This window comes from Streptomyces sp. NPDC051211 (genome assembly GCF_040689505.1).
In the GTDB taxonomy this organism is placed as follows: domain Bacteria; phylum Actinomycetota; class Actinomycetes; order Streptomycetales; family Streptomycetaceae; genus Streptomyces.
In genome coordinates this window covers 57,282-82,413 of record NZ_JBFBAV010000021.1, presented here as the reverse complement: position 1 = coordinate 82,413, position 25,132 = coordinate 57,282, and the positions used below count along the sequence as shown (strand labels likewise).

23 protein-coding genes are annotated in these 25,132 nt (G+C 72.9%); 7 read left to right on the top strand and 16 right to left on the bottom strand.

Annotated elements, in window-relative coordinates; translation table 11 throughout:
- The first annotated feature begins 139 nt into the window (after positions 1-139).
- Together AB0447_RS21380 and AB0447_RS21375 are read left to right on the top strand one after the other, a co-directional pair.
- Complete coding sequence (locus tag AB0447_RS21380; RefSeq protein WP_366478275.1) at positions 140-1,480, top strand: UDP-glucose/GDP-mannose dehydrogenase family protein; 1,341 nt, start codon at positions 140-142, stop codon at positions 1,478-1,480.
- A 114-nt stretch (positions 1,481-1,594) separates the two neighbouring features.
- The gene (locus AB0447_RS21375; protein WP_366478274.1) at positions 1,595-1,969 is read left to right on the top strand and encodes a hypothetical protein; all 375 of its coding nucleotides are present in this window, start codon (positions 1,595-1,597) and stop codon (positions 1,967-1,969) included.
- Positions 1,970-1,979: 10 nt separating this feature from the next.
- Here the strand turns inward: AB0447_RS21375 and AB0447_RS21370 are convergent, their stop codons facing one another.
- The gene (locus tag AB0447_RS21370) at positions 1,980-2,471 is read right to left on the bottom strand and encodes a CGNR zinc finger domain-containing protein (protein WP_366478273.1); all 492 of its coding nucleotides are present in this window, start codon (positions 2,469-2,471) and stop codon (positions 1,980-1,982) included.
- A 101-nt stretch (positions 2,472-2,572) separates the two neighbouring features.
- Between AB0447_RS21370 and AB0447_RS21365 the strand changes: the two genes are divergently transcribed.
- A complete protein-coding gene (locus tag AB0447_RS21365; RefSeq protein ID WP_366478272.1) occupies positions 2,573-2,938 on the top strand; it encodes a VOC family protein in 366 nt (121 codons plus the stop codon).
- Between the two features lie 92 nt (positions 2,939-3,030).
- On the opposite strand, the gene AB0447_RS21360 is transcribed toward AB0447_RS21365, so the two are convergent.
- From AB0447_RS21360 to AB0447_RS21345, 4 genes are all read right to left on the bottom strand, one after another.
- Positions 3,031-4,110: a dipeptidase gene (locus AB0447_RS21360; RefSeq protein WP_366478271.1), complete on the bottom strand. Its 1,080-nt coding sequence runs from the start codon at positions 4,108-4,110 to the stop codon at positions 3,031-3,033.
- Between the two features lie 168 nt (positions 4,111-4,278).
- A complete protein-coding gene (locus AB0447_RS21355) occupies positions 4,279-5,451 on the bottom strand; it encodes a dipeptidase (protein WP_366478270.1) in 1,173 nt (390 codons plus the stop codon).
- Positions 5,448-5,963: a 5-(carboxyamino)imidazole ribonucleotide mutase gene (gene purE, locus AB0447_RS21350; protein ID WP_366478269.1), complete on the bottom strand. Its 516-nt coding sequence runs from the start codon at positions 5,961-5,963 to the stop codon at positions 5,448-5,450. Before purE ends, AB0447_RS21355 begins: the two co-directional genes overlap by 4 nt.
- Positions 5,960-7,078: a 5-(carboxyamino)imidazole ribonucleotide synthase gene (locus AB0447_RS21345; RefSeq protein ID WP_366478301.1), complete on the bottom strand. Its 1,119-nt coding sequence runs from the start codon at positions 7,076-7,078 to the stop codon at positions 5,960-5,962. Before AB0447_RS21345 ends, purE begins: the two co-directional genes overlap by 4 nt.
- A 202-nt stretch (positions 7,079-7,280) precedes the next feature.
- Here AB0447_RS21345 and AB0447_RS21340 point away from each other — a divergent pair, with 202 nt between their 5' ends.
- Positions 7,281-7,811 carry a GtrA family protein gene (locus AB0447_RS21340; protein ID WP_366478268.1) on the top strand — a complete coding sequence of 177 codons (531 nt, stop codon included), beginning with the start codon at positions 7,281-7,283 and terminating at the stop codon, positions 7,809-7,811.
- Between the two features lie 24 nt (positions 7,812-7,835).
- Here the strand turns inward: AB0447_RS21340 and AB0447_RS21335 are convergent, their stop codons facing one another.
- Positions 7,836-9,101, bottom strand: coding sequence for an ATP-binding protein (locus AB0447_RS21335; protein ID WP_366478267.1), 1,266 nt, complete (start codon positions 9,099-9,101; stop codon positions 7,836-7,838).
- 13 nt (positions 9,102-9,114) lie between these two features.
- The gene (locus AB0447_RS21330) at positions 9,115-9,792 is read right to left on the bottom strand and encodes a response regulator transcription factor (protein WP_366478266.1); all 678 of its coding nucleotides are present in this window, start codon (positions 9,790-9,792) and stop codon (positions 9,115-9,117) included.
- 396 nt (positions 9,793-10,188) lie between these two features.
- On the opposite strand from AB0447_RS21330, the gene AB0447_RS21325 reads away from it, so the two are divergent.
- Positions 10,189-11,682, top strand: a complete 1,494-nt coding sequence (locus tag AB0447_RS21325; protein ID WP_366478265.1) for an oligopeptide:H+ symporter — start codon at positions 10,189-10,191, stop codon at positions 11,680-11,682.
- 83 nt (positions 11,683-11,765) lie between these two features.
- Here AB0447_RS21325 and AB0447_RS21320 read toward each other — a convergent pair whose 3' ends face one another.
- The 8 genes from AB0447_RS21320 to hutU all read right to left on the bottom strand — a co-directional run bounded on the left by AB0447_RS21320 (position 11,766) and on the right by hutU (position 21,665).
- Complete coding sequence (locus AB0447_RS21320; RefSeq protein ID WP_366478264.1) at positions 11,766-13,070, bottom strand: hypothetical protein; 1,305 nt, start codon at positions 13,068-13,070, stop codon at positions 11,766-11,768.
- A 14-nt stretch (positions 13,071-13,084) separates the two neighbouring features.
- Positions 13,085-14,296, bottom strand: a complete 1,212-nt coding sequence (locus tag AB0447_RS21315; protein ID WP_366478263.1) for a hypothetical protein — start codon at positions 14,294-14,296, stop codon at positions 13,085-13,087.
- On the bottom strand, positions 14,293-15,273 hold the full coding sequence (locus AB0447_RS21310) for a hypothetical protein (RefSeq protein WP_366478262.1): 981 nt from the start codon (positions 15,271-15,273) through the stop codon (positions 14,293-14,295). The genes AB0447_RS21315 and AB0447_RS21310 overlap by 4 nt, the downstream gene beginning before the upstream one ends.
- Positions 15,274-15,287: 14 nt before the next feature.
- Positions 15,288-15,977 carry an LPXTG cell wall anchor domain-containing protein gene (locus tag AB0447_RS21305; protein ID WP_366478261.1) on the bottom strand — a complete coding sequence of 230 codons (690 nt, stop codon included), beginning with the start codon at positions 15,975-15,977 and terminating at the stop codon, positions 15,288-15,290.
- A 113-nt stretch (positions 15,978-16,090) separates the two neighbouring features.
- Positions 16,091-17,269, bottom strand: a complete 1,179-nt coding sequence (gene hutI / locus AB0447_RS21300) for an imidazolonepropionase (protein WP_366478260.1) — start codon at positions 17,267-17,269, stop codon at positions 16,091-16,093.
- Positions 17,270-17,446: 177 nt separating this feature from the next.
- On the bottom strand, positions 17,447-18,787 hold the full coding sequence (locus tag AB0447_RS21295; protein WP_366478259.1) for a formimidoylglutamate deiminase: 1,341 nt from the start codon (positions 18,785-18,787) through the stop codon (positions 17,447-17,449).
- Positions 18,778-19,968: an allantoate amidohydrolase gene (locus tag AB0447_RS21290; RefSeq protein WP_366478300.1), complete on the bottom strand. Its 1,191-nt coding sequence runs from the start codon at positions 19,966-19,968 to the stop codon at positions 18,778-18,780. The genes AB0447_RS21295 and AB0447_RS21290 overlap by 10 nt, the downstream gene beginning before the upstream one ends.
- A 32-nt stretch (positions 19,969-20,000) precedes the next feature.
- Positions 20,001-21,665 carry a urocanate hydratase gene (hutU, locus tag AB0447_RS21285; RefSeq protein WP_366478258.1) on the bottom strand — a complete coding sequence of 555 codons (1,665 nt, stop codon included), beginning with the start codon at positions 21,663-21,665 and terminating at the stop codon, positions 20,001-20,003.
- A 105-nt stretch (positions 21,666-21,770) separates the two neighbouring features.
- Between hutU and AB0447_RS21280 the strand changes: the two genes are divergently transcribed.
- Positions 21,771-23,123 carry a diaminopimelate decarboxylase gene (locus AB0447_RS21280; RefSeq protein ID WP_366478257.1) on the top strand — a complete coding sequence of 451 codons (1,353 nt, stop codon included), beginning with the start codon at positions 21,771-21,773 and terminating at the stop codon, positions 23,121-23,123.
- Between the two features lie 15 nt (positions 23,124-23,138).
- Here the strand turns inward: AB0447_RS21280 and AB0447_RS21275 are convergent, their stop codons facing one another.
- Entirely contained in the window at positions 23,139-23,828 is a 690-nt protein-coding gene (locus tag AB0447_RS21275) for a TetR family transcriptional regulator (protein ID WP_366478256.1), read from the bottom strand.
- Between the two features lie 106 nt (positions 23,829-23,934).
- On the opposite strand from AB0447_RS21275, the gene AB0447_RS21270 reads away from it, so the two are divergent.
- A complete protein-coding gene (locus AB0447_RS21270) occupies positions 23,935-25,116 on the top strand; it encodes an FAD-dependent monooxygenase (protein ID WP_366478255.1) in 1,182 nt (393 codons plus the stop codon).
- The last annotated feature ends 16 nt before the right edge of the window (positions 25,117-25,132 follow it).

The window sequence follows — 25,132 nt, the reverse complement described above, 5'->3', positions numbered from 1 at the left end:
CCATGCTAACTACCGTTAAGTAACCCAAGCCTAGGGCCGACTCACGAGTAGGGGTACGGGCCGCGCGCGTGAGCTTGGTGACAACGGGCGCGACTATGCTCGGTGGCCGCACACCGCACGCCACCCCTATGGAGTACCCATGGCCCCCAAGATCACTGTGATCGGCACTGGATACCTCGGCGCGACCCACGCCGCGGCCATGGCCGAGCTGGGCTTCGAGGTGCTGGGCCTGGACGTCGTACCGGAGAAGATCGAGATGCTGGCCGCCGGCCGGGTCCCGATGTACGAGCCGGGGCTGGAGGAGCTGCTGGCCCGGCACGTGGCCGGGCTGCCGGGGTCGACCGGGCGGCTGCGCTTCACCCTGGACTGGGCGGAGGCCGGAGCCTTCGGCGATGTGCACTTCGTCTGCGTGAACACTCCGCAGAAGCACGGCGAGTACGCCTGCGACATGAGTTACGTCGACTCGGCCGTCGAATCGCTGGCCCCGCACCTGACCCGGCCGGCCCTGGTGGTCGGCAAGTCCACCGTTCCGGTGGGCTCGGCGGAGCGGCTGGCGCGGCGGCTGGCCGAGCTGGCCCCGGCCGGCGCGGACGTGGAGCTGGCCTGGAACCCCGAGTTCCTGCGGGAGGGCTTCGCGGTCCAGGACACCCTGCACCCCGACCGGATCGTGATCGGGGTGGCCGGCGACCGCGCGGAGAAGGTGCTGCGCGAGGTGTACGCGACGCCGATGGGGGAGGGCTCGCCGCTGGTGGTGACCGACTTCCCGACGGCGGAACTGGTCAAGACGGCCGCGAACTCCTTCCTCGCCACGAAGATCTCCTTCATCAACGCGATGGCCGAGGTCTGCGAGGCGGCGGGCGGCGACGTGGTGAAGCTGGCGGAGGCGATCGGGTACGACGAGCGGATCGGCTCGAAGTTCCTGCGGGCCGGCATCGGCTTCGGCGGCGGCTGCCTGCCCAAGGACATCCGGGCCTTCATGGCCCGGGCCGGCGAGCTGGGCGCGGACCAGGCGCTGACCTTCCTGCGCGAGGTCGACTCGATCAACATGCGGCGCCGCGGGCACATGGTGGAGCTGGCGCGGGAGGCGGTCGGCGGCTCGTTCCTGGGCAAGCGGGTGGCGGTGCTGGGCGCGACCTTCAAGCCGGATTCGGACGACGTACGGGACTCCCCGGCGCTGAACGTGGCCGGGCAGATCCACCTCCAGGGCGGACAGGTCACGGTCTACGACCCCAAGGGCATGGACAACGCGCGGCGGCTCTTCCCGACCCTGGCGTACGCGCCGACCGCCGAGGCGGCGGTGCAGGGCGCGGAGGTGGTCCTGCACCTCACGGAGTGGCGCGAGTTCCGCGAGCTGGACCCGGCGGCGCTGGGCAAGGCGGTCACCGACCGGCTGATCCTGGACGGCCGCAACGCCCTCGACCCGGAGCACTGGCGGGCGGCGGGCTGGACGTACCGTGCGATGGGCCGCCCGCGCGCCTGACGGGGCCGACCGCGACGGCAGGAGGCGTAACGCAGCGCGACTCCGGTCACCCTCTGTTTCGCTGCCTGTGATCGGGAATCCAACCGGGCAGGTACGAAGGACGCCCGGGCCGGGGTGGCCGATGATGCGGTGATCGGCCAGTTCGCCGTCCTGTTCATCGTGGACGCCGCGGGCATCACGGCCGGACCGGGATGCGATCAGGTCGACGCCACGACCGTGCGCTGCGGCGCGCCCGGGCAGGTGACGAACGTCGTCGCCAACCTCGGGGACGGCACGGACAGGCTCGAGGTCCTCAACTCCCTTCACGCCGTGGTCGACGGTGGGAGCGGCAGCGACACCATCACCACCGCCGGCGGCAACGACCGGATCACCGTCCGGGACGGTGCGCCCGGCGACGTCGTCCAGTCGTGCGGTGCCGGTTTCGATGTCGTCCGCGCCGATGCGGGCGACACCGTCGCCTCGAACTGCGAGCTCCGCTCGCCGTTCTAGCCGCCGGCCGCTAGCCGCGGGCGCGGTACGTGCGCATCTTGGCGCGGCTGCCGCAGACCGACATCGTGCACCAGCGGCCGCGGGCGGCGGGGCTGCGGTCGTAGTACGCCCACTGGCAGTCCTCGGCCGCGCAGGCCTTGAGGCGGGTCCAGGTGCCGGCGGTGACGGCCTCGGCGATGGCCGCGGCGATCCGGGTGACCAGGGCGTCCCCGGGGGGCGGGTCCAGGGCGGCCGAGCCCGCCGGGTCGACGCGGACGGTCAGCGGGGCCGTCGCCAGGAACCGGTTCAGGGTGGCCAGGGAGCCGGCCGGGGCGGAATGGCCGGCGTGGGCCAGCAGGGCCGCGCGCAGGGCTTCGCGGAGCTCGGCGGCCTCGGCGAGGGCGGGGCCGGACAGGCCGAACTGCACCGCCAGCCGGTCCTCGCCGGTGTCCACGCTCAGCGTGTTGACGAGATCCTCCACCAGCGCGAGGCCCCCGGGGGCCGGTGCGCGTCCGCCACTCATGTCTGCGACGTTACCTCTTGGATCCGTGAAGCGGTAACGCGTAGGGTGGTGGTTACCGGCAAGGCCCGCTTACCGGTAACCATTCAAGGGAGTAGTGCGTCATGGCCGTCGCCAAGCTCGGCACCGTCGTCCTCGACTGTCCCGACCCGCTCGCCCTCGCCACCTTCTACGCCGGCCTGCTCGGCGGCACGCCGTCCCTGGACGAGGACGGCACCTGGGCGGACCTCCAGGGCCACGAGGGAACCCCGCTCGCCTTCCAGAAGGCCCCTGGCCACGTCCCGCCGGAGTGGCCCTCCGCCGAGGCCTCGCAGCAGTTCCACCTGGACCTGGTGGTCGGGGACCTGGACGCCGCGGAGGAACGGATCCTCGCGCTGGGCGCGAAGCCCCTGGACGCCGCGGACCCGTCCCGCTCCTGGCGGGTCTACGCCGACCCGGCGGGACACCCGGTCTGCCTCTGCGCCAGCTAGCGCGCCCGTCGACGGCGGGTGCAGCCGAGGACGGGCCCCATGCGTGGGGCCCGTCCGAGGACGGGCCCCACGAGGTATGGGTACGGGTGCGGTCAGTGGCCGGCGCGGTAGTGGGCCGCGCGGCCCGTGAATTCCGCGTCGCGGAGGACCCGCTGGGCGTTGCCCCAGGTCAGGAGGGCCACGTCCGCTTCGGGCCAGCCGCGGTCGAGGAGTTCCGCGATCAGCCGGGGGTAGCCGGAGGGGTCCGTCAGGCCGGCCGGGCGCGGGGTGCCGCCTTCGGAGCCGAAGGCGGCGCCGAGGCCCACGCACTCCGGGCCCGCGACCGCCCGTACGTGGTCGAGGTGGTCGGCCACCGCGTGCAGCGAATCGCCGGTGCGGTCGGCGGAGAAGGTGACCATGCACAGGCCGTTGGCCGCGCGCAGGGCGGTGAGGACCTCGTCCGGGACGTTGTCCGGGTGCCGGGTCAGTGCCGCCGCCGCGGTGTGCGAGACGATCACCGGCGCCTTGGAGGCGCCCGCGAGCTGGCAGGCGACGGCCGGCGCGCAGCCGGTCAGGTCCACCAGCATCGCCAGACGGTTCATCTCCTGGACGACCTCGTGGCCGAAGGCCGTCAGGCCGTGATCGGCCCATGGCGCGCCCGCCGGGGCCAGGCTGCGGACCCCCAGTTGGTGGAAGGCGCGCAGGGTGCCCAGGGAATCGGTGACGGTGGCGCCCGGTACGGGGCCGAGGAAGGACGCGATCCGGCCCCGGTTCCGCGCGTCGACGAGGTCGTCGGCGCTCAGGGCGAGGCTCAGCTTGTCCGGGTAGCGGCTGATCAGGGTGTGCGCGATGTCGATCTGTTCGAGCGTGTCCCTCACGGTGCATTCGCCGGGGGTGAGCAGCGACCAGAACTGGGCGCCCACTCCCCCGCCGCGCAGCCGCGGGATGTCGGTGTCCACGCCGGTGTCGGGTGTGGCTATGTCGTGGTACGGGCTCTGGCGCAGCGTCCAGAGGAACGTGTTGTGCCCGTCCGCCACGGGATGTACGGCCAGCAGCGCGGCGGCCCGGTCGAGGGAGCCCGGCGTGTGGGTGCCCGGGGTCTGCTCGGCTCCGAGGGCGGCGGGTCCGGCCGGTGGGCCGGTGACGGTGTCGGCTGTGCGGCCCGTCTCGGGTTCGTCCTGCAGGTCGGCCATGGGATTCGCTCCGGTCTCGGCGGCAGCTGGGACAGCAGGTTGATGCCACCGTGACATGTGGGGCTGATGGGGTCTCGGCGGGTGTGGCGTTCGGGTGGCATCCGCTCGATGCCGGGCCCGAAAGCCACACCCCGAAAGCCACACCCCGCGAGAACTCCGGCGGCAGCCTCAGATCACCGCGTTCGACGGGCCGCGCTCCGCCGACAGGCCGCGCGCGACCTCTTCCGCGTCCCGCAGCACGCGGACCGCGTTCGACCAGGTCAGCTTCGCCAGGTCGGACCGCGACCAGCCGCGGCCGATGAGCTCCGCGACCAGGTTCGGGTAGCCGGCGACATCGTCCAGGCCGGTGGGGGTGAAGGCGGTGCCGTCGTAGTCCCCGCCGATGCCGATGTGGTCGATGCCGGCGGTCTCCCGCATGTGGTCGAGGTGGTCGGCGACGGTGGCGGCGGTGGCCACCGGGCGCGGGTTGGCCGCCTCGAAGTCCCGGTGCAGGGCCATCGCCTCGGGGGTGGTGTCGAGGTGGTGGAGGCCGTGCGCCCGCAGGTTCTCGTCGGCGGCCAGGGTCCACTCGACGGCCGCCGGGAGGATGAACTTCGGCACGAAGGTGGCCATGGCCACGCCGCCGTTGGCGGGCAGCCGCTCCAGCACGTCGTCGGGGATGTTGCGCGGGTGGTCGCAGACCGCCCGGGCCGAGGAGTGCGAGAAGATCACCGGCGCGGCCGAGGTGTCGAGCGCGTCCCGCATGGTGCTGGCGGCCACGTGCGAGAGGTCGACGAGCATGCCGATGCGGTTCATCTCGCGGACGACCTCGCGGCCGAAGGAGGTGAGGCCGCCGTGGCGCGGCTCGTCGGTCGCCGAGTCCGCCCAGTCCACGTTGTCGTTGTGGGTGAGGGTCAGATAGCGGACGCCCAGCCGGTGCAGGGCGCGCAGGGTGGCCAGCGAGTTGTTGATGGAGTGGCCGCCCTCGGCACCCATCAGCGAGGCGATCCGCCCGCTCGCCCGGGCCGCTTCCATGTCGTCGGCCGTCAGGGCCCGCACCAGGTCGGCCGGGTAACGGTCGATCAGCTGGGCGACCGCGTCGATCTGCTCCAGGGTCGCGCTGACCGCCTCGTCACCGGCGAAGGAGGAGCGGACGTACACGGACCAGAACTGGGCGCCGACCCCGCCGGCCCGCAGCCGCGGGATGTCGGTGTGCAGGCGGCCGGTCTGGTCGGCGGCGATGTCGCGCCGGTCGAGGTCGTAGCGGACCTGTTCGCGCAGCGCCCAGGGCAGGTCGTTGTGCCCGTCGACCACCGGGTGCTCGGCGAGCAGCTCCCGGGCGGCCGCGAGGTGCTCGCTCATCCGTTGGCCACCTTGGTGCGCAGCCGCTTGCCCTTCTCGGTGGCCTGGTCGTTGAGCTCCTGCTGGAATTCGCGCATCCGGGCCATCAGCTCCGGGTCCTGGGTGGCCAGGATCCGGGCCGCGAGCAGGCCGGCGTTGCGGGCGCCGCCGACCGAGACGGTGGCGACGGGGACGCCGGCGGGCATCTGGACGATCGACAGCAGGGAGTCCATGCCGTCGAGGTACTTCAGCGGGACCGGTACGCCGATCACCGGCAGCGGGGTGACGGAGGCGAGCATGCCGGGCAGGTGGGCGGCTCCGCCCGCGCCCGCGATGACCGCCTTCAGGCCGCGGTCGGCGGCCTGCTCGCCGTACGCGATCATCTCGCGCGGCATCCGGTGGGCGGAGACGACGTCGACCTCGTAGGGGATCTCGAACTCGTCCAGGGCCTGGGCGGCGGCCTCCATGACCGGCCAGTCCGAGTCCGATCCCATGACAATGCCGATGACGGGGGCGATGACGGGGGCGCTCATTCGGTGATCGTTCCTCGCAGGTAGCCGGCAGCGTGACGTGCGCGCTCCAGCACATCGTCCAGATCGTCGCCGTAGGTGTTGACGTGGCCGACCTTGCGACCGTGTTTCACGTCCTTGCCGTACATGTGGATCTTCAGCTGCGGGTCGTGGGCCATGCAGTGCAGGTACGCCGCGTACATGTCGGGGTAGTCCCCGCCCAGCACATTGGCCATGACCGTCCAGCGCGCGCGGGGCCTCGGGTCGCCGAGCGGGAGGTCGAGGACCGCCCGTACGTGGTTGGCGAACTGGGAGGTGATGGCGCCGTCCTGGGTCCAGTGGCCCGAGTTGTGCGGGCGCATGGCGAGCTCGTTGACCAGGATGCGGCCGTCGGCCGTCTCGAAGAGCTCGACGGCCAGGTGGCCGGTCACGCCGAGTTCGGCGGCGATCCGCAGGGCCAGGGCCTGGGCCTCGCCGGCCAGCTCCTCGGAGAGGTTCGGGGCCGGGGCGATCACCGTGTCGCAGACCCCGTCGACCTGGATGGACTCCACGACGGGGTAGGCCACGGCCTGGCCGTGCGGGGAGCGGACGATGTTCGCCGCGAGCTCGCGGACGTACTCGACCTTCTCCTCCGCCAGGACCGGGACGCCCGCTTTGAAGGGGGCCTCCGCGTCCTCCACGGACCGCACGAACCACACGCCCTTGCCGTCGTAGCCGCCGCGCACGGTCTTGAGGATCACGGGGAAGCCCGTGCCCTCCTCCGCGAAGGCGGCCACGTCCGCCGGATCGGACACGATCCGGTGGCGGGGGCTGGGCGCGCCGATCTCGTCGAGCCGGGCGCGCATCACCCCCTTGTCCTGGGCGTGCACCAACGCGTCGGGCCCCGGGCGGACGGGAACTCCGTCTGCTTCCAGGGCCCGCAGGTGCTCCGTGGGGACATGCTCGTGGTCGAAGGTGATCACGTCGCAGCCGCGCGCGAAGGCGCGCAGGGTGTCCAGGTCGCGATAGTCGCCGATGACGACGTCGCTCACCACCTGGGCCGCCGAGTCCTGCGGACTGTCACTGAGGATCTTGAATCTGATGCCGAGGGGGATACCCGCCTCGTGGGTCATGCGGGCGAGCTGACCGCCGCCGACCATGCCGACTACCGGGAACGTCACTCCTCCAGGGTATCCGCCGGTATTCCGCCATCCGGACGGGGGCCGTGGCCGGAAGACTTCCTGCCACGGGCCGGGAGACGACCTCGTCACATCTGCTCCGGAAGGCGCAGACGTACCAACCGGACGACACTTAACATGGCTGGATTGACCAGAAGGACGACCGACAGGGGCGAATGACCGTATGAGCGCGACGAAGCAGGCGGCCCTGGTGGACCGGGCGCGCGGCCTCGCACGGGAGGTCGTGAAGTTCGGCGCCGTCGGCGGTCTGGGCGTTCTCGTCAACCTCGGCGTCTTCAACCTGCTGCGGAACACCACCGACCTGCAGGTCGGCCGGGCCAATGTCATAGCCATCACGGTCGCCATCGTCTGCAACTACATAGGGTTCCGGTACTTCACCTACCGCGACCGCGACAAGTCCGGCCGCAAGCGCGAGATGACGCTGTTCCTGGCGTTCAGCGTGATCGGCATGGTCATCGAGACCGGGATCCTCTACGCCGCCACCTACGGCGGCGGCTGGGACAGCCCGCTCCAGAACAACGTCTTCAAGCTGATCGGCATCGGCGTGGCCACCCTCTTCCGCTTCTGGTCCTACCGGACCTGGGTGTTCCGTACGCTGCCCGCGCCTGCTCCGACGGCGGTCGCCGCGCCCCGGACCGTGGCCGCTCCCGAGGCGTCCGCCCCGGCCCGCCCGGTGGTCTCCGCCGACCGCTGACGCCCGCCCCCTCGTGTCGGCCCGCTAGCGGACCGTCTTCTGGGGTTCCGCGCGTTCCGGCGCGGTCCGGCTCAGGAACAGCGCGAACACCGGCGGATGTGCCTGGAGCAGCTCCAGCCGCCCGCCGTCGGCCTCCGCCAGGTCACGGGCCACCGCCAGTCCGATGCCGGTGGAATTGCGCCCGCTGATGGCCCGCTCGAAGATCCGGTTGCCCAGGTCTGCCGGGACTCCCGGCCCCTCGTCGGTGACCTCGATGACCGCCTGGTTGCCGGTCACGCGGGTGCGCAGGGCGACGGTGCCGCCTCCGTGCATGAGCGAGTTCTCGATCAGGGCGGCCAGGACCTGGGCCACCGCGCCGGGCGTGCCCACGGCCCGCAGGCCCTGCTTCCCGGAGCGCACCATCGCCCGCCCGGCACTGCGGTAGGCGGGCCGCCACTCCTCGACCTGCTGTTTGACGACCTCGTCGAGGTCGAAGGGGACGGCGGAGCCGGTCCGCGGGTCCCGGGAGTTCGTCAGCAGCCGCTCGACCACGTCGGTGAGCCGCTCCACCTGGGCGAGGGCGATGGAGGCCTCTTCCCGGACGGTCTCCAGGTCCTCGGTGACCGTGATCTCCTCCAGCCGCATGGACAGGGCCGTCAGCGGGGTGCGGAGCTGGTGCGAGGCGTCCGCGGCGAGCCTCCGCTCGGCGGTCAGCATGCGTCCGATCCGCTCGTTGCTGGCGTCGAGCACGTCGGCGACCCGGTCCAGCTCGGGCACCCCGTACCGGCGGTGCCGGGGGCGCGGGTCGCCGGAGCCGAGCCGCTCGGCCGTCTCCGCGAGGTCGGTCAGCGGGGACCCCAGCCGGTTGGCCTGGCGTACGGCGAGCAGGACGGCCGCCACCACGGCGAGCAGGGCGACCGCGCCCACCACGGCGAGGGTCCGGCCGACCTCGCGGGTGACGGCGGACCGGGGCTCCTCCACGGTCACGGTCTCGCCGCGGTCGCCGGAGGCGCTGCCCCGGATGACGCCGCCGTCGATCGGGCGTCCGAGTGCGACGTCGGGCCGCCCGGGGACCTGGATGAGGGCGTAACGGCCGGGCTCGATCCGGTCGGCGAGCGCGTCCGCGTCGACCGGCTCCTGCTCCAGGACGCTGGCTTCGACGCTCCCGAGCAGGCTGAGCGCCTCGGTCTCGACGCTCTCCTGCGCGCTGTTGGTGATCGTCCGGGTTTCCACGATGACCAGGGAGACCCCGAACACGGCGATCACGACGAGCACCACGGCGAGCGTGGAGTTGATCAGGCGGCGGCGCATGGTGGGGCGGTGCTCAGCTCTTCTCGAAGCGGAAGCCGACTCCGCGGACGGTGGCGATGTAGCGCGGGTTGGCGGCGTCGTCGCCCAGCTTCTTGCGGAGCCAGGAGATGTGCATGTCGAGGGTCTTGGTGGAGGACCACCAGGTGGTGTCCCAGACCTCGCGCATCAGCTGGTCGCGGGTGACGACCCGGCCGGCGTCCCGGACCAGGACCCGGAGGAGGTCGAACTCCTTGGCGGTGAGCTGGAGCTCCTCCTCCCCCATCCAGGCGCGGTGCGACTCCACGTCGATGCGCACGCCGTGGGTGGCGGGGGGCTGGGTGGGCTCGGCCGCGCCGCGCCGGAGCAGGGCCCGGACCCGGGCCAGCAGTTCGGCGAGGCGGAACGGCTTGGTGACGTAGTCGTCGGCGCCGGCGTCCAGGCCGACCACCGTGTCGACCTCGTCGGCCCGGGCGGTGAGCACCAGGATCGGGAAGCCGTGCCCTTCGGCGCGCAGCCGCCGGGCCACTTCCAGGCCGTCCATGCCGGGCAGCCCCAGGTCGAGTACGACCAGATCGACGCCGCCCTGCAGTCCCGCGTCCAGCGCGGTGGGTCCGTCCTCGCGGACCTCGACCTCGTAGCCCTCCCGGCGCAGGGCGCGGGCCAGGGGTTCCGAGATGGATGCGTCGTCCTCGGCGAGCAGTACACGCGTCATGTGGGTGATGGTAATGCGCGGCGGCTGTCGGCCGGGGCCTGCCGGAGCACCCCCATCGACTGGCCTTATTACCTACTACCAGCCTTCGAATATGACGAATCGGTTCCCCGATTACCTGTGATCCATATCTCAAGACCTTTCATATGCGGCACTGTCGTGTCGTATGGTGGCGAGACGCCTGATGCACTACCTCAGGGACCTTTGTGTCGAAAAACGGCCGAAGGTCTCTATTTCTGTCTCAGATGGGCTGCCAGTCTTGACGGACTGTCCGCCCCTCCCCGGCAGTGAACGAATCTGTGGGCCGGGCCTGCGCGCGAAGGTGCGTGGCGGGCCGCCCCCTCCCCGGGCGCTGATCCGCTCACGAAGCGCAGCGTCCCGAGCAAGCAAGGATCGACCATGGCTTCCAGCCTGACGAAGGATTCGGCCGGTACCGGCGAGAAGACCTTCCTCGGCCACCCCAGCGGCCTCGCCTTCCTCTTCATGACCGAGATGTGGGAGCGCTACAGCTTCTACGGCATGCGCGCGCTGCTCGTGCTCTACCTGGCCACCAACGTGGCCGACGGTGGTCTCGGGATGAACGACGCGACCGCGGTCGCGATCTACTCCGTCTACAACGCGATGGTCTACCTGCTCGCCCTGCCGGGCGGCTGGCTCGGTGACCGCGTGTGGGGTGCCCGCAAGGCCGTGGCCGTCGCGGGTGTCGTCATCATGACGGGCCACTTCCTGCTGGCGGTGCCCTCGTCCGTCTCGTTCTTCATCGGTCTGGCGCTGATCGCGGCCGGTTCCGGTGTGCTGAAGGCCAACATCTCCACGATGGTCGGCCACCTGTACCGGGACAAGAACGACCCGCGCCGTGACGGCGGCTTCACGATCTTCTACATGGGCATCAACCTCGGTGCCTTCGCCGCCCCGCTGACCATCGGCTGGGTCGGCCAGGAGGTCAACTGGCACCTCGGCTTCGCCATGGCCGGTGTCGGCATGGCGCTGGGTCTCGGCTTCTACTTCTTCGGCTTCCGCCACCTGAACCCGGTCTCGAACTCGGTTCCGAGCCCGCTGACCGCCGAGGAGAAGTCCTCCGTCGTCAGGAAGGGCCTGATCTGGCTCGGTGTCGCCGCCGCCGCGTACGCGATCATCGGCCTGGCCGGCATCTTCACGATCAACTACGCCCTGTGGCCGCTGACCATCGCCGGCCTGGTCCTCCCCGCCTGGGCGATCCTGCGCATCAAGCGCGACAAGGACCTCTCGGCGGTCGAGCGCTCGCGCATGTCGGCGTACGTGTGGTTCTTCGCCGCCGCCGCGATCTTCTGGGCGATCTACGACCAGACCGGCTCCACGCTGGCCCTGTTCGCGAAGGACAGCACGGACAGCACGCTGTTCGGCTTCAACTTCCCGGAGAGCTGGTTCCAGTCGCTGAACCCGCTGTTCGTGATGGCGCTCGCCCCGCTCTTCGCCATGCTGTGGGTGGCCCTCGCCCGCCGCTCCAAGGAGCCGACCACCCTCGCGAAGTTCTCCTTCGCGCTGGTCATGATCGGTGCCTCCTTCGGCGTCATGATGGTCGCCCAGGGCCTGGCCGGCGGCGACACGAAGGTCAGCCCGATGTGGCTGGTCGGTGTCTACTTCATCCAGACCGTCGGCGAGCTCACCCTCTCCCCGGTCGGCCTGTCGCTGACCACCAAGCTGGCGCCGCAGAAGTACGCCTCCCAGATGATGGGCGTCTTCTTCCTCGCGGTCACCGCCGGTGACTCGACCATCGCGCTGCTCCAGCTGCTGGGCGCCCCGACGGACACCCAGGGCTGGTTCGCCAGCCAGGGCGCGCTCGCCGTGCTCGCGGGCATCGCGATCTACATGTACCGCAAGAAGGTCCAGCCGCTCATGGGCGGCGTGCACTGACGCACGTCACGCTCTGACGCGGGGAACGGCCCGGCACACCTGGTGGTGTGCCGGGCCGTTCCGTTTCCGGGTACGGGTACGGGTTACCGGGCGCCGCCGCGCAGGCGCCGCCAGGGGGTGAAGGTGAACACCGCGCCGCCGAGCAGGATCACCGTGCCGGCGATCAGGGCGAGCGCCTTGATGCCGCCCTCGTCCTCCGCGCCGGTCTCGGCCAGGTTGCCGCCCGAGGCGGTGGTGTTGCCGGCACTGGGGCTGCCGGAGGTCGGGCTGCCGGAGCCGCCCTGCTGGGCGGTCGCGTCCAGCTCCAGCGAGACGCCGGTGCTCAGCGCCTTGCAGGGCACGGTGAGCGGCTGGCCGCCCGCGACCATGGTGACGTCGATCGACATGTCGGCCGGGCTCAGCGTGACCTTGCCGGTCTTGCCGGGCTTGTAGGTGCCGGTCATATCGCTCAGGCTGACCCCGCCCTGGGCCGGGATGGCCTCGGCGTTGGCCGGTCCGGTGACCTTGACGGTGCCGCTGTCGGCACCGCCCAGCTTGATGTTCATCGACGGCTTCAGGGCGCCCTTGGGCAGCGGCACCGGGGCCTTCATGGCGTCCTTGGCGGTCTTGACCGTCAGGTCGAAGCTGCCGCCGTTCTTCTTCGCGTTGACCGTGACGGGGGTGGTGATGCCGCCGGGGACGGTGTCGCCGCAGTCGAACTTCACGTCGACGGCCTTGCCCGGGAAGTCGGTCTGCCCGCCGCCGCCACCGGTGGCGCCGCCGTTGGTCGTGCCGCCGTTGGTGGTCCCGCCGTTGGTCGTGCCTCCGTTGGTCGTGCCTCCGTTCGTGGTCCCGCCGTTGGTGGTGCCGCCGTTGCCCGAACCGCCGCCGACCTTGATGGTCGCGCCCGCCTTCACGGTCTCCTTGGGCGCGCACTTGGTCTCGGTCTTCATGATCTGGTGGACCGTGATCACGTACTTGTCGGGCGTGAGCGTGATGTCGCCGGGCTTCTCGATCTTGAGCTTGCCGGTCATGGTGGACAGCTTCATCTCGCCGCCCTTGGGGATGGGCGGGTTCTCCCGCGGCCCCTGCATCTTGACCACGCCGGACTGCGCGCCGCCCACCTTGAGGTCACCGCTGGGCTCGACCATGTTCTTGTCCAGGTCGATCACGTCCGGGTTCTTCGACGCCGCCTTGACCGTCTTCCAGGTGACGTCGACGGTGTCCCCCACCTTGGCCGTCGCCGGTGCCGTGATCTCCACGGTGGTCTCGCCCTGGATCGGCGGCAGCCCGGAGATCGGCGGCGGAATGCACTCCGTCTTGAACGTGACCGAGGCGGCCTGGGCGGGACTCGCCGCCAGCAGGATCCCCGCCCCGCCGAGCATCAACGCGACCCCGGCCGCGCTCATCCTCCGTTGGGTTCTCACGGATGTCCCTTCGTTGTCGGATGGTCTTCTGACGGTGCGGATTGCCGTGCGGATGGCTGTGCTGTTCCCGGTGCGCTGTCCGGGGTGAACCACGGCAGGACCGCCGTGGTCGTCTGCGGGGGCGCCGCGGGCCCGGGCCGGCGTACGGCCGGGATGCGCGGCAGCCGGGCGGTGACGGCCGCGGCCGCCTCGGGCAGCCGGGCCGCGGCCACGCGGTGCCGACCGCCGGCGGCGCTGCCGTCCGTACGGGGGCGGACCCGGTCGACGACCGCCATGCCGATGCGGAAGACCGCGGCCGGGATCACGACGCACAGCAGGACCCAGAAGAGGAGCACGCCGTACGGGCGGTCGACGCCCCAGGGCTGTGCGGCGAGCACCTTGTCGCCGTACTTGAGGGAGACGGTGTAGTCGCCGTACGCGCCGGCCGTCAGGGTCGCGGTCAGCTCGATGCGGGCCTTCTGGCCGGGCGGGATGGTGCCCTTCCACTGCTGTTCCTCCCACAGCGGGGCGAACACGCCGTGGGCGGTGCCGACCTGGAAGACCGGATCCTTGACCGGGGCGGAGCCGAGGTTGCCGACGGTCACCGTGATCTTCCGGCTGGGCGGGGCCCCGAACCAGGTCAGCACCCCGTCCTCGCCCTTCAGCTGCACCCCGGTGAGCACGGCGAGCCGGGCCCGGCCCGACTCCGCGGGCAGCTCGGCCACCGGATGGTCGGTGATCTTGATGGGCAGGGTGAGGGTGGACCGGTCCCCGTTGACGGAGGTCACGTTGACCACGCAGGGGCACGGCTTGGGCGGCGCCACCACGGCCAGGCCCTTGCGGAAGCTCCCGTCGGCGCCGACCGAGGCGGCCTGGCCGGCGTCGTTGGCGCAGCTGTTGGTCCCGCCGATCATGTTCTGCCCGCAGAGCAGCAGCATCACGATGGTCCCGCCGGGCCAGCCCCGCCCGGTCACGGTGACCTCGGTCCCCTTGGCGGCCTCTTTGAGAGACAGCTCGGCGGCCGGTTTACCGTCGGCGGCGGGGGCGGCGGGCACCGCCGGGGCAGCGGGCACGGCCGGGGCAGCGGGCGCGGCTGCCGGCGCGGCCCAGGCCGGGGCGCCGGTCAGGGCCGCGGCCAGCACCAGCGCGACCGCCCAGTGCCGGGCCGCCACCCGTCGGTGGGCACGCGGGTGCGGGGTCCCCCGCCGGGGGCTGGGCTTGCCGCTCACTTCGACGCTCCCGTCAGCTCGGGTTCCCGTACGGATGGCTCGGCCGCCCCGGCCCCGGCTTCGCCCGGCGTGCCGCGGCGGCCGCGGCGGCCGCGGACCAGCAGCCAGGCGGTGGCGGCAGCGGCCGACAGGGCCAGCAGCCCGGCCCCGGTCCGGCCCGCCACCGACCAGGGCACGAAGCGCGCCGAAGCCCGCGCGGTGGCGCGGGCCCCGCCGGGCGCGGTGACGGTGAGGGTGAGGTCCACCGCGTCCAGTACCGGCGCCCCCGGCCAGGGCTCGGTCAGCTCCACCCGCTGGCCGGGCAGCAGTTCCACCGGCAGCCGGTGCCCGGGGCGGCCGGTCACCTCGCCGAACAGGCCGTCCGCGCGCAGCGCGAGTTCCGGGACCAGCGCCACGTTGCCGCGGTTGACCAGGGTGTAGCGGACCTCGGCCGCAGCTCCCCGGCCGGCCACCGACACGTCCTCGACGGTGAGCGCGGCCAGTGTGGGGCCGCTGACCCGCAGGTGGACCCGTACGCCCGCCTCGTGGCCGCTCTCGGCGGCGACCAGCGCGACCGGGTGGTCGCCGGGCACCGCGTCGGCCGGCAGGGTGACGGTGAAGGGGACCACCGCCCGGTTGCGCGGCGGGATCTTCACGGTGGTGTGGCCGCCGAAGCTGATCCAGGCCCCGGCCCGGGCGGGTTGGCCGGCCGGGCGGACCGCGAAGGCTCCGTCCGCGGTGTTGTAGGCGTCCGCGCCGCGCAGGGTGACGGTGCGTTCCCGGTCGGTGGGGTTGGCGAGGGCCAGCCGGTCCTCCAGCACGGTGCCGGGGATTCCTTCCAGGTAGAAGAACGGGCGGGCGGCGGCCGCCCCGGGCGGGGACGCGGGTGCGGCCGTCCACCCGGGCTCGGCCGCCCGCGCAGCGCCGGGCGCGGCGAGGTGGAACCCGAGGACCAACAGGGCGGTCAGGGGGACCCGGGCGAGGCGGCGCACACGCATGGGGCCGGGACCCCTCAGGACCGGGCCCGCTGGCCGCGCCGGGTCAGCCAGAGCACGCCTGCGGCGCCGGAGAGCAGGACGGTGCCGCCGAGGGTGCCGAGGGCGAGGGCCGAGTCGGCGGGTCCGGTCTGCGGCAGGGAGCCGGAGGCGGTGCCGGTGTTCTCCTTGCCGGTGTTCTCCTTGCCGGCGGATGCGGCCGCGGTAACTTCCAGCTCCAGGGAGGGCTTCGGCGCGTTGCCCGGCGTACAGGTGGTGACCGTCCCCATGGCCTTGATGGTCAGCACGCCGGGCGTGAAGGTCACCTTGCCGCTCTTCTTCGGGGTGTAGGTGCCCGAGAGGTCGGTGATCTTGATGGGCGTGTTGGCGGGCGCGGCCTCGGGGTTGGGCGGGCCGGAGACCGGCACCCCGGCCTCCTCCGCACCCTTGACCATGATGAGCGCGCTGGGGCTCATGGCGCCCTTGCCGAGCTCGATGGGGCTGGAGGAGACGCCCTTCTGGAAGGACATGGTCAGCTTGACGGCCTCGCCGTCCTTGACCGCCTTGATGTCGATGGGCGAGACGGCCGACTTGTCGCCGATGGGCGTCTTGCAGTCGTACTGGACGTCGACGACTTCGGCGTGGGCGGCGGGGGCGGCCAGCAGCAGGGCCGGCCCGGCCAACGCGGAGGCGATCAGGAGCGTGGTGGAGCGTTTCCGGTTGGACACCTTCGTCTTCCCCTCGAACCACAAGTTACTGACGGCACATCAGATCAGTGGCTCAAGGTACGCCCGGGACCCTACGGAGGGAAGACAAAGGACGGGCCCGGATTGACCGTGCGTCAGTGCACCTGCTCGCCCCGCTGCCACACCGCCGAGACCAGCGGAACCCCGGGCCGGTAGGCCAGGTGGACATGGCTCGGGGCGTCCAGCAGCGCCAGGTCCGCGCGGGCCCCCGGGGTGAGGGTGCCGATGTCGGTACGGCGCAGGGCGCGGGCCCCGCCGGCCGTCGCGGACCACACCGCCTCGTCCGGGGTCATGCCCATGTCCCGGACCGCGAGGGCGATGCAGAACGGCATGGAACTCGTGTAGGAGGAGCCGGGGTTGCAGTCGGTGGACAGCGCGACGGTGGCCCCGGCGGCCAGCAGCCGGCGCGCATCCGGCCACTGGGCGCGGGTGGAGAACTCGGCGCCGGGCAGGAGGGTGGCGACGGTGGTCCCGGCCGCCTGGCCGAGGGCGTCGACGTCCGCGTCGGTGAGGTGGGTGCAGTGGTCGGCGGAGGCCGCCTCCAGCTCGACGGCGAGCTGGACGCCGGGGCCGTGGGTGAGCTGGTTGGCGTGGATGCGGGGGATCAGGCCGGCGGCGGCGCCCGCGGTGAGGATCGCGCGGGCCTGGTCGCCGTCGAAGGCGCCCTTCTCGCAGAACACGTCCACCCAGCGGGCGTACGGCGCACAGGCCGCGAGCATCTCGCCGGTGACGAGGTCGACGTAGGCGGCGGGGTCGTCGGCGTAGTCGGGGCTGACGATGTGGGCGCCGAGGTAGGTGACCTCGTCGGTGTGCGCGGCGGCGATCCGCAGGGCGCGGGCCTCGTCGGCGACGGTCAGGCCGTAGCCGGACTTGGTCTCGAAGGTGGTGGTGCCCTGGCGGCGGGCCTCGTGGAGGTGGCGCAGCAGGTTGGCTTCGAGCTCGGCGTCGGTGGCGGCGCGGGTGGCGGCGACGGTGGTGCGGATGCCGCCGGCGGAGTAGCTGCGGCCGGACATGCGGGCGTTGAACTCGGCGGTGCGGTCGCCGGCGAAGACGAGGTGGGAGTGGGAGTCGACGAAGCCGGGGATGGCGGCGCGGCCCTGCGCGTCGTACGTCCCGTCCGCCGCCGGGGCCGCTTCGTTCGGGCCGACCCAGGCGATGCGGTCGCCGTCGATGACCACGGCCGCGTTCTCGATCAGGCCGAGGGGGGTGCCGTCGCCGAGGGCGGGGTCGTTGGTGACGAGGCTGCCGATGTTGGTGATTGCGGTGGTGGTCATGGTTCCTCGTGGTGGTCGATTGGTTGTTCCCCCTCCCCGCCCCTTCCCGAACCATTCCAGCCCCGCCGGCGTTTGAGGCGCGGGGTCTGGGGCGGAGCCCCCCACGCGGCGGAGCCGCATATCCGGCACGGCGGGAAGGGGCGGGGTGGGGAAACGGCCCGCCGCAGGCGTTCCCGGTCAGGAGCGGAGGGCGGCGATGGCTGAGGTCAGGTCGGAGGGGACGTCCGCGACCAAGGTGTGGTGGCCGTCGCGGACGATGTGGCGGCCGCCTACCACCGTGTGGCGGACGTCGGCCGACGAGGCCGCGAAGACTGCGGTCTCGGCGGCGAGCCGGGGGAGCGGACCCGCCGTGCGGACGGAGTCCAGGGCGATCGTGGTGAAGTCGGCGAGGGCGCCCGCCTCCAGGCGGCCCGCGTCCGGCCGGCCCAGGGCGGCGTGACCGTCGGCGGTGGCCGCGCGCAGCAGGGCCGCCGCGGTCCAGTGGCCGCGCGTACGGCTGGCGAGCCGTTCGTTCAGCTCCATCGCCCGGGCCTCTTCGAGCAGGTCGATCACGGCGTGGCTGTCACTGCCCAGGGAGAGCGGGCTGCCCGCACGCTGGAGCCGGCTCGCCGGGCCGATCCCGTCGGCGAGGTCCCGTTCGGTGGTGGGGCACATGCAGGTGCCGGTGGTGCTGCCGCCGAGCAGGGCGATGTCCGCGTCGGTGAGGTGGGTGTTGTGGACGCCGGTGGTGCGCGGGCCCAGCACGCCGTGGTCGGCCAGGAGTCGGGTGGGGGTGCACCCGTGGGCGGCCTGGCAGGCGTCGTTCTCGGCGGTCTGCTCCGAGAGGTGGACGTGGAGAGGAGCCTGCCGGTCGGCCGCCCAGCCGGCGACCGTGGAGAGCTGGGCCGCCGGGACGGCGCGGACCGAGTGGATCGCGGCGCCGATGACGGCGTGGTCGCGCGGCTTGAGGGCGGAGACCCGCTCGGCCCAGGCGTCCGCCGTGCCGTCGGAGAAGCGCAGTTGGTGCGGGTTGGGGGCCTCGCCGAAGCCCGCCGAGAGGTAGGCCGTGTCGAGGAGGGTGATCCGGATGCCGGCCTCCGCGGCGGCCTCGATCAGGGCCTCGCCCATCGCGTTGGGGTCGGCGTACGGGGTGCCGCCCGGCGCGTGGTGGACGTAGTGGAACTCGCCGACGTTCGTGATGCCGGCCAGCGCCATCTCCGCGTACACGGCGCGGGCCAGCGCGAAGTACGTGTCCGGGGTGAGGTTCTGGGCGACCTGGTACATGATCTCGCGCCAGGTCCAGAAGGTGCCGGAGCCGACCTGGACGGTGCCGCGCAGCGCCCGGTGGAAGGCGTGGCTGTGCGCATTGGCCAGGCCGGGGACGGTCAGGCCGCGCAGGATCTCCGCGCCGGGCGGCGGGGCCTCCACCCCGGTGCGGACGGCTGCGATCCGGCCGTCCGCGCCGGCCTCGAGGGCGACGCCCGGCTCGACATGGGTGCCGAGCCAGGCGTGCTCCAGCCAAAACGTCTTCACCTGCACGCGAGACCTTCCAGTACGTCGGCAAGGGCGAGGACTCCGGCGACGCAGTCGTCCTCGGCGGCGAACTCCGCCGGCGAGTGGGAGACGCCGGTGGGGTTGCGCACGAACAGCATCGCGGTCGGGACGGCCGCGGAGAGGATTCCGGCGTCGTGTCCCGCACCCGTGCCCAGGACGGGCACGGTTCCGCCGAGGAGCCGGTTGAGCTCGTCGCGCAGGGCGTGCTCGAACTCGACGACGGGGGTGAAGGACTCCCGGACGATCCGCAGGTCGATGCCGTCCTGTTCGGCGCGCTCCCGGGCGGCCTTCTCGATGGCCGTGACGACCGTGTCGAGGGTGGCCTGGTCGGCGGCCCGGGAGTCGAGCCAGCCGCGCACCAGCGAAGGGATGGCGTTCACCCCGTTGGGTTCGACCGCGATCTTCCCGAAGGTGGCGACGGCCCCGGCGAGCCGGGCCTCCTCGCGGGCCGCGAGGACGGTCTGCGCGTACGTGAGCATCGGGTCGCGGCGGTCCACCAGGCGGGTGGTGCCCGCGTGGTTGGCCTCGCCGTGGAAGTCGAACCGCCAACGGCCGTGCGGCCAGATCGCGGAGGCGATGCCGACCCGGTCCCCGGACAGGTCGAGGGCGCGGCCCTGTTCGACGTGGAGTTCGACGAACGCGCCGATCCGGGCCAGGCGTTCGGGGTCGGCGCCGATGGCCTCGGGGTCGTACCCGGCGGCCTCCATCGCCCGGGGCAGGCTGATGCCCTCCCCGTCCCGGAGCTCGTACGCCTTCTCCTTGGTCAGCTGTCCGGCGGCGAGCCGGGAGCCGACGCAGGCCAGCCCGAAGCGGGCGCCCTCCTCGTCACCGAAGTTGGTGATGGCCAGGGGCCTGGCGAACTCCGCCCCCCTCTGGCGGAGTTCGTCCAGGGCCGCGAAGGCGGACACCACCCCGAGCGGGCCGTCGAAGGCGCCGCCGTCGGGGACGGAGTCCAGGTGCGAGCCGGTGACCACGGCGTCCCCGGCGAGGGGGTCGCCGAGCCAGGCCCACTGGTTGCCGTTCCGGTCGGTCTCGTACGTCAGCCCGCGCGCTTCCGCCTGGGTGCGGAACCATGCACGGCACTCCTGGTCCGCGCCGGTCCAGGCGTAGCGGCGGTAGCCGCCGCTGTCGGCGTTGCGGCCGATGGGGCGCAGCTCGTTCCACATCCCGTGGAACGAGCTGCCGGAGGAACTCTCGCTCACGCGGAGTCACCCTCACGCATGGGGACGCGGACACCGCGCTCGGCCGCCACCGACTCGGCGATGTCGTACCCGGCGTCCACGTGCCGGATGACGCCCATGCCGGGGTCGTTGGTGAGCACGCGGCGGATCTTCTCGCCCGCGAGCGGGGTGCCGTCCGCGACGGTGACCTGGCCGGCGTGGATGGAGCGGCCCATGCCGACGCCGCCGCCGTGGTGCAGGGACACCCAGGACGCGCCGGAGGCGACGTTGACCATGGCGTTGAGCAGCGGCCAGTCGGCGATGGCGTCGGAGCCGTCGAGCATGGCCTCGGTCTCGCGGTACGGGGAGGCCACCGAGCCGCAGTCCAGGTGGTCGCGGCCGATGGCGAGCGGGGCGGCCAGCTCACCGGAGGCGACCATGTCGTTGAAGCGCTCGCCGGCCTTGTCGCGCTCGCCGTAGCCGAGCCAGCAGATCCGGGCGGGCAGGCCCTGGAAGTGGACGCGCTCGCCGGCCATCTTGATCCAGCGGTGCAGGGACTCGTTCTCCGGGAAGAGTTCGAGGATCGCCTTGTCGGTCTTGTGGATGTCGGACGCCTCGCCGGACAGGGCGGCCCAGCGGAAGGGGCCCTTGCCCTCGCAGAAGAGGGGGCGGATGTAGGCGGGGACGAAGCCGGGGAAGGCGAAGGCGCGGTCGTAGCCGGCCAGCTGGGCCTCGCCGCGGATGGAGTTGCCGTAGTCGAAGACCTCGGCGCCGGCGTCCATGAAGCCGACCATGGCCTCGACGTGCCTGGCCATCGACTCGCGGGCGCGGGTGGTGAATCCGGCCGGGTCCTTCGCGGCGTACGAGGCCATGTCGTCGAAGTCGACGCCGGTCGGGAGGTAGGCGAGCGGGTCGTGGGCCGAGGTCTGGTCCGTCACGATGTCGATCGGGGCGCCCTCGGCGAGCATCTGCGGGAGCAGGTCGGCGGCGTTGCCGAGCAGGCCGATGGAGAGCGGCTTGCGGGCGTCGCGGGCCTCGGTGGCCAGCTGGAGCGCGTGCTGGAGGCTGTCGGCCTTCACGTCCAGGTAGCGGTGCTCGATGCGGCGCTCGATGGCGCGCGGGTCGCAGTCGATGCAGATCGCGACGCCGTCGTTCATGGTCACGGCGAGCGGCTGGGCGCCGCCCATGCCGCCGAGGCCGGCGGTGAGGGTGATGGTGCCGGCGAGGGTCCCGTTGAACTTCTTCGCGGCGACGGCCGCGAAGGTCTCGTAGGTGCCCTGCAGGATGCCCTGGGTGCCGATGTAGATCCACGAACCGGCGGTCATCTGGCCGTACATGGTCAGGCCCAGCTGCTCCAGGCGGCGGAACTCCTCCCAGTTGGCCCAGTCGCCGACCAGGTTGGAGTTGGCGATCAGGACGCGCGGGGCCCACTCGTGGGTCTGCATCACGCCGACCGGGCGGCCGGACTGGACGAGCATCGTCTCGTCCTGCTTGAGGGTCTGCAGGGTGCGGACCATCGCGTCGAAGGAGCGCCAGTCGCGGGCGGCCTTGCCGGTGCCGCCGTAGACGACCAGCTTGTCGGGGTGTTCGGCGACCTCGGGGTCGAGGTTGTTCTGGAGCATCCGCAGGGCGGCTTCCTGCTGCCATCCCAGGGCACTGAGCTCGGTACCGCGCGGGGCACGTACGGGGCGGGGTCCTGACATGGCTGAGCCTCCTGGAGATGTTGGTCAATCCATTCACATACTTGCGCTCTGAATAGATTCAGTCAACAGCTGCGGGCGGACCCGCCGGGTGATTGGCTGGCGGACATGGCTGCTGACATGGGTACGACCGGCGCCGCCGCGCGACGCGACCTGGCCGTACGGGCCGCGGTGGAGCAGGGTCTGGTGGGGGGCGGGGATGGCGGGGACCCTCTGGTCTGCCTGCTCGACGTCGCCGGGATCCGCGCCTCGGCCGCTGCGCTGACGGCCGCGTTCGCGGCCGCGCTCCCGCCCGGCACGCCCGTCCTGCACGCCTTCGCGGTCAAGGCCGCCCCGCTGGTCCCGGTGCTGCGGCTGCTCGCGGACGCGGGCCTGGGCTGCGAGGTGGCCAGCCCCGGCGAGCTGGCGCTGGCCCGGGCGGCCGGGGTGCCGCCGGAGCGGACGGTGCTGGACTCCCCCGCCAAGACCCCGGCGGAGCTGCGCGAGGCCCTCTCGCGGGGGATCGCCGTCAACGCGGACAACCGGCAGGAGCTGGAGCGCCTCGACGCCCTGGTCGCGTCGGCCCCGACCGGGTCCCCGCTGGGGATGCGGGTCAACACGCAGCTCGGCGCGGGCACCATCCGGTCGACGTCCACGGCGATGTCCACGTCCAAGTTCGGGGTCGCGCTGCGCGACGAGGGGGCGCGGGAGTGGCTCGTACGGGCCTACGTGCAACGCCCGTGGCTGACCCGGCTGCACACCCACTCGGGCTCGCAGGGCGTCGCGCTGGAGCTGATCGCGGACGGGGTGCGGGAGCTGTACGGGCTGGCGGAGGAGATCAACGAGGCGGTGGGGCGGCGGCAGGTCGACACGCTCGACATCGGGGGCGGGCTGCCGGTGGACTTCGCGTCGGACGCGGACGCCCCGACGTACGCGGAGTACGTCGCCGCCCTGCAGGCTGCGGCCCCCGGGCTGTTCTCCGGGCGGTACGGGCTGGTGACGGAGTTCGGGCGGTCGCTGCTAGCCAAGCACGGCGTGGTGGTGGCGCGGGTGGAGTACACCAAGACCTCCGGCGGGCGGCCGATCGTGCTGACGCACGCGGGGGTGCAGATCGCCACGCGGACGGTGTACGCGCCGGCGTTCTGGCCGCTCCGGGTGCTCGCGTACGACGCGAAGGGGTCCCCCAAGGCGGGGGTGCCGGTGGCCCAGGACATCGCGGGACCGGCCTGCTTCTCCGGCGACCTCCTCGCCGAGAACCGCCCCCTGCCGGAGCTGGTGCCGGGCGACCTGATCGTCCTGCCGGACACGGGGGCGTACTTCTTCACCGCCCACTACGGCTACAACAGCCTGCCCCGCCCGGCGATCCACGGCTTCACGGTCTCCCCCGCCGCCGAGGTCCGCTTCGCCCTGGCCCGGCCGGCCCAGTCGCCCGCATCCCTGGTGGAGGAGGCGGGCGGCCCCTTCCGCGACGCCCTCCTGTGACCGGCCGACCGGCCCTCACAGCTCGGCGTTGAGGACGGCGGCCAGGGCGGGGGCGTAGGCGGCGGTCAGGGCGGCGCGGTCGAGGGTGGTGACCGCGGGGAGGCGCAGCAGGTAGCGGGTCAGGGCCAGGCCCAGGAGCTGGGAGGCGACCAGGCCCGCGCAGCGGGCCGCGCGCTCGGGGCCGAGGGCCGCGGCCAGCGCCGGGGCGACCTGGGCGGCGAAGGTCTCGCGCATGCGGGCGGCCGCCTGCTCGTTGGTCACCGCCGAGCGGAGCAGGACCAGCAGGGCGTCGTCCGCCGGGTCCCCCTCCCAGCGGTCCAGGAAGTGCCCGACCAGGGCGGCGGCCAGCTCCCCGGCCGATACGCCGGCCAGATCCGGCAGCAGCAGGTCCACGGCCGGCGCGGCGTTGGCCGCCCCGGCCGCCGCGGGCCGCCCGGCCCCCCGGAGGCCCCCGGCCGCCGCGGGCTGCCCGGACGGCCCCGCCTCGCCGGTGGCGAGCACCGCGTCGAAGAGGCGCTGCTTGCTGCCGAAGTAGCGCATGACCATCGACGGGTCGATGGCGGCGTCCGCCGCGACCGCCCGGATCGTCGTGCGCTCGTACCCCTGCGCGGCGAAGCGCTCCCGCGCCGCCCGCAGGATCGAGGCCTTGGTCCGGTCCGAGGACCGCCTCGCGGATTCACTGGCCGCGGCCTTCTCTCCCGACATGCCAACGAGTGTAGGCCAACAAGTGTTGACAACGCAGCCGTACAGGCGCACCGTAATGTCAACGCCCGTTGGCCAACACTCGTTGGCACAGCTGAGGAGGCCCGCCGTGACCAGCACCGCCCCCGCCGCCCTGCCGGCCCGCACCGACGTCGCCATCGTCGGCGCCGGCCCCACCGGACTCGCCCTCGCCGTCACCCTGGCCGGCGCCGGCATCGACTTCGTCCTGCTCGACCGGCAGGCCGAGGGCGCCAACACCTCCCGCGCCGCCGTCGTCCACGCCCGGACCCTGGAGGTGCTCGACGAGCTCGACCCCACGGGCGCACTCTCCGCCGAGCTGGCCGGCCGCGGCCTGCCCGTCACCCGCTTCGCGCTCCGCGACGGCGCCCGGCCCGCCCGGCCGCTCGCCACCCTCTCCTTCGACGCCCTGCCCACCGCCCACCCGTACGCGCTGATGGTTCCGCAGTACGAGACCGAGGCCGTCCTCCTCGGCCGGCTCCGCGCGCTCGGCGGCGACGTGCACCGCCCGTACGAGGTCCGGAGCGTCACCCAGGACCCCGACGGCGTCACCCTCACCATGGCCTCCGGCGAGACCCTGCGCGCCGCCCACGCGGTCGGCGCCGACGGCATGCACAGCACCGTCCGCGAGGCCGCCGGCATCGGCTTCACCGGCAGCGCCTACGAGGAGTCCTTCGTCCTCGCCGACGTGGTCATGGACTGGGCCCCCGGCAACACCGAGGTCTCGCTCACCTTCGCCGCCGCCGGACTCACGGTGGTCGCCCCGCTGCCCGGCGAGGGCGGCCGGCGCTACCGGGTCGTGGCCACCGTCCCCGAGGCCCCGGCCGAGCCCGGCCTCGACTTCGTCCGGGCACTGCTGGAGGCCCGCGCGCCCGGCCAGGCCACGGTCCACGCACTCGTCTGGTCCTCCCGCTTCCGGGTGCACCACCGGGTCGCCGGGCACTACCGGGCCGGCCGGCTGCTGCTCGCGGGCGACGCCGCCCACGTCCACAGCCCGGCCGGCGGCCAGGGCATGAACACCGGCATCCAGGACGGCTACGCTCTCGGCCGGGCGCTGGCGGAGGGCCGCCCCGACAGCCTCGACGCCTACGAGGCCAGGCGCCGCCCGGTCGCCCTGCGCGTCGTCGCCCTCACCGACCGGATGACCCGCATCGCGACCGCCCGCGCCCCGCTGGCCCGCGGCGTACGCAACACCCTGCTGCGGCTGCTCGGCCGCATCCCGGCCCTGCGCACCCGCCTGGCGACCGAACTGGCCGAGCTCACCTACCGCTGACCGGCACCGTCGATCA

What these genes read in the sequence shown, in the direction of transcription:
- AB0447_RS21380 (WP_366478275.1), top strand. Translation starts at nt 140, where the DNA reads ATGGCCCCCAAGATCACTGTGATCGGCACTGGATACCTCGGCGCGACC.
- AB0447_RS21370 (WP_366478273.1), bottom strand. Translation starts at nt 2,471, where the DNA reads ATGAGTGGCGGACGCGCACCGGCCCCCGGGGGCCTCGCGCTGGTGGAG.
- AB0447_RS21365 (WP_366478272.1), top strand. Translation starts at nt 2,573, where the DNA reads ATGGCCGTCGCCAAGCTCGGCACCGTCGTCCTCGACTGTCCCGACCCG.
- AB0447_RS21360 (WP_366478271.1), bottom strand. Translation starts at nt 4,110, where the DNA reads ATGGCCGACCTGCAGGACGAACCCGAGACGGGCCGCACAGCCGACACC.
- AB0447_RS21355 (WP_366478270.1), bottom strand. Translation starts at nt 5,451, where the DNA reads ATGAGCGAGCACCTCGCGGCCGCCCGGGAGCTGCTCGCCGAGCACCCG.
- purE (WP_366478269.1), bottom strand. Translation starts at nt 5,963, where the DNA reads ATGAGCGCCCCCGTCATCGCCCCCGTCATCGGCATTGTCATGGGATCG.
- AB0447_RS21345 (WP_366478301.1), bottom strand. Translation starts at nt 7,078, where the DNA reads ATGGTCGGCGGCGGTCAGCTCGCCCGCATGACCCACGAGGCGGGTATC.
- AB0447_RS21340 (WP_366478268.1), top strand. Translation starts at nt 7,281, where the DNA reads ATGAGCGCGACGAAGCAGGCGGCCCTGGTGGACCGGGCGCGCGGCCTC.
- AB0447_RS21335 (WP_366478267.1), bottom strand. Translation starts at nt 9,101, where the DNA reads ATGCGCCGCCGCCTGATCAACTCCACGCTCGCCGTGGTGCTCGTCGTG.
- AB0447_RS21330 (WP_366478266.1), bottom strand. Translation starts at nt 9,792, where the DNA reads ATGACGCGTGTACTGCTCGCCGAGGACGACGCATCCATCTCGGAACCC.
- AB0447_RS21325 (WP_366478265.1), top strand. Translation starts at nt 10,189, where the DNA reads ATGGCTTCCAGCCTGACGAAGGATTCGGCCGGTACCGGCGAGAAGACC.
- AB0447_RS21320 (WP_366478264.1), bottom strand. Translation starts at nt 13,070, where the DNA reads ATGAGCGCGGCCGGGGTCGCGTTGATGCTCGGCGGGGCGGGGATCCTG.
- AB0447_RS21310 (WP_366478262.1), bottom strand. Translation starts at nt 15,273, where the DNA reads ATGCGTGTGCGCCGCCTCGCCCGGGTCCCCCTGACCGCCCTGTTGGTC.
- hutI (WP_366478260.1), bottom strand. Translation starts at nt 17,269, where the DNA reads ATGACCACCACCGCAATCACCAACATCGGCAGCCTCGTCACCAACGAC.
- AB0447_RS21290 (WP_366478300.1), bottom strand. Translation starts at nt 19,968, where the DNA reads ATGTGGAACGAGCTGCGCCCCATCGGCCGCAACGCCGACAGCGGCGGC.
- hutU (WP_366478258.1), bottom strand. Translation starts at nt 21,665, where the DNA reads ATGTCAGGACCCCGCCCCGTACGTGCCCCGCGCGGTACCGAGCTCAGT.
- AB0447_RS21280 (WP_366478257.1), top strand. Translation starts at nt 21,771, where the DNA reads ATGGCTGCTGACATGGGTACGACCGGCGCCGCCGCGCGACGCGACCTG.
- AB0447_RS21275 (WP_366478256.1), bottom strand. Translation starts at nt 23,828, where the DNA reads ATGTCGGGAGAGAAGGCCGCGGCCAGTGAATCCGCGAGGCGGTCCTCG.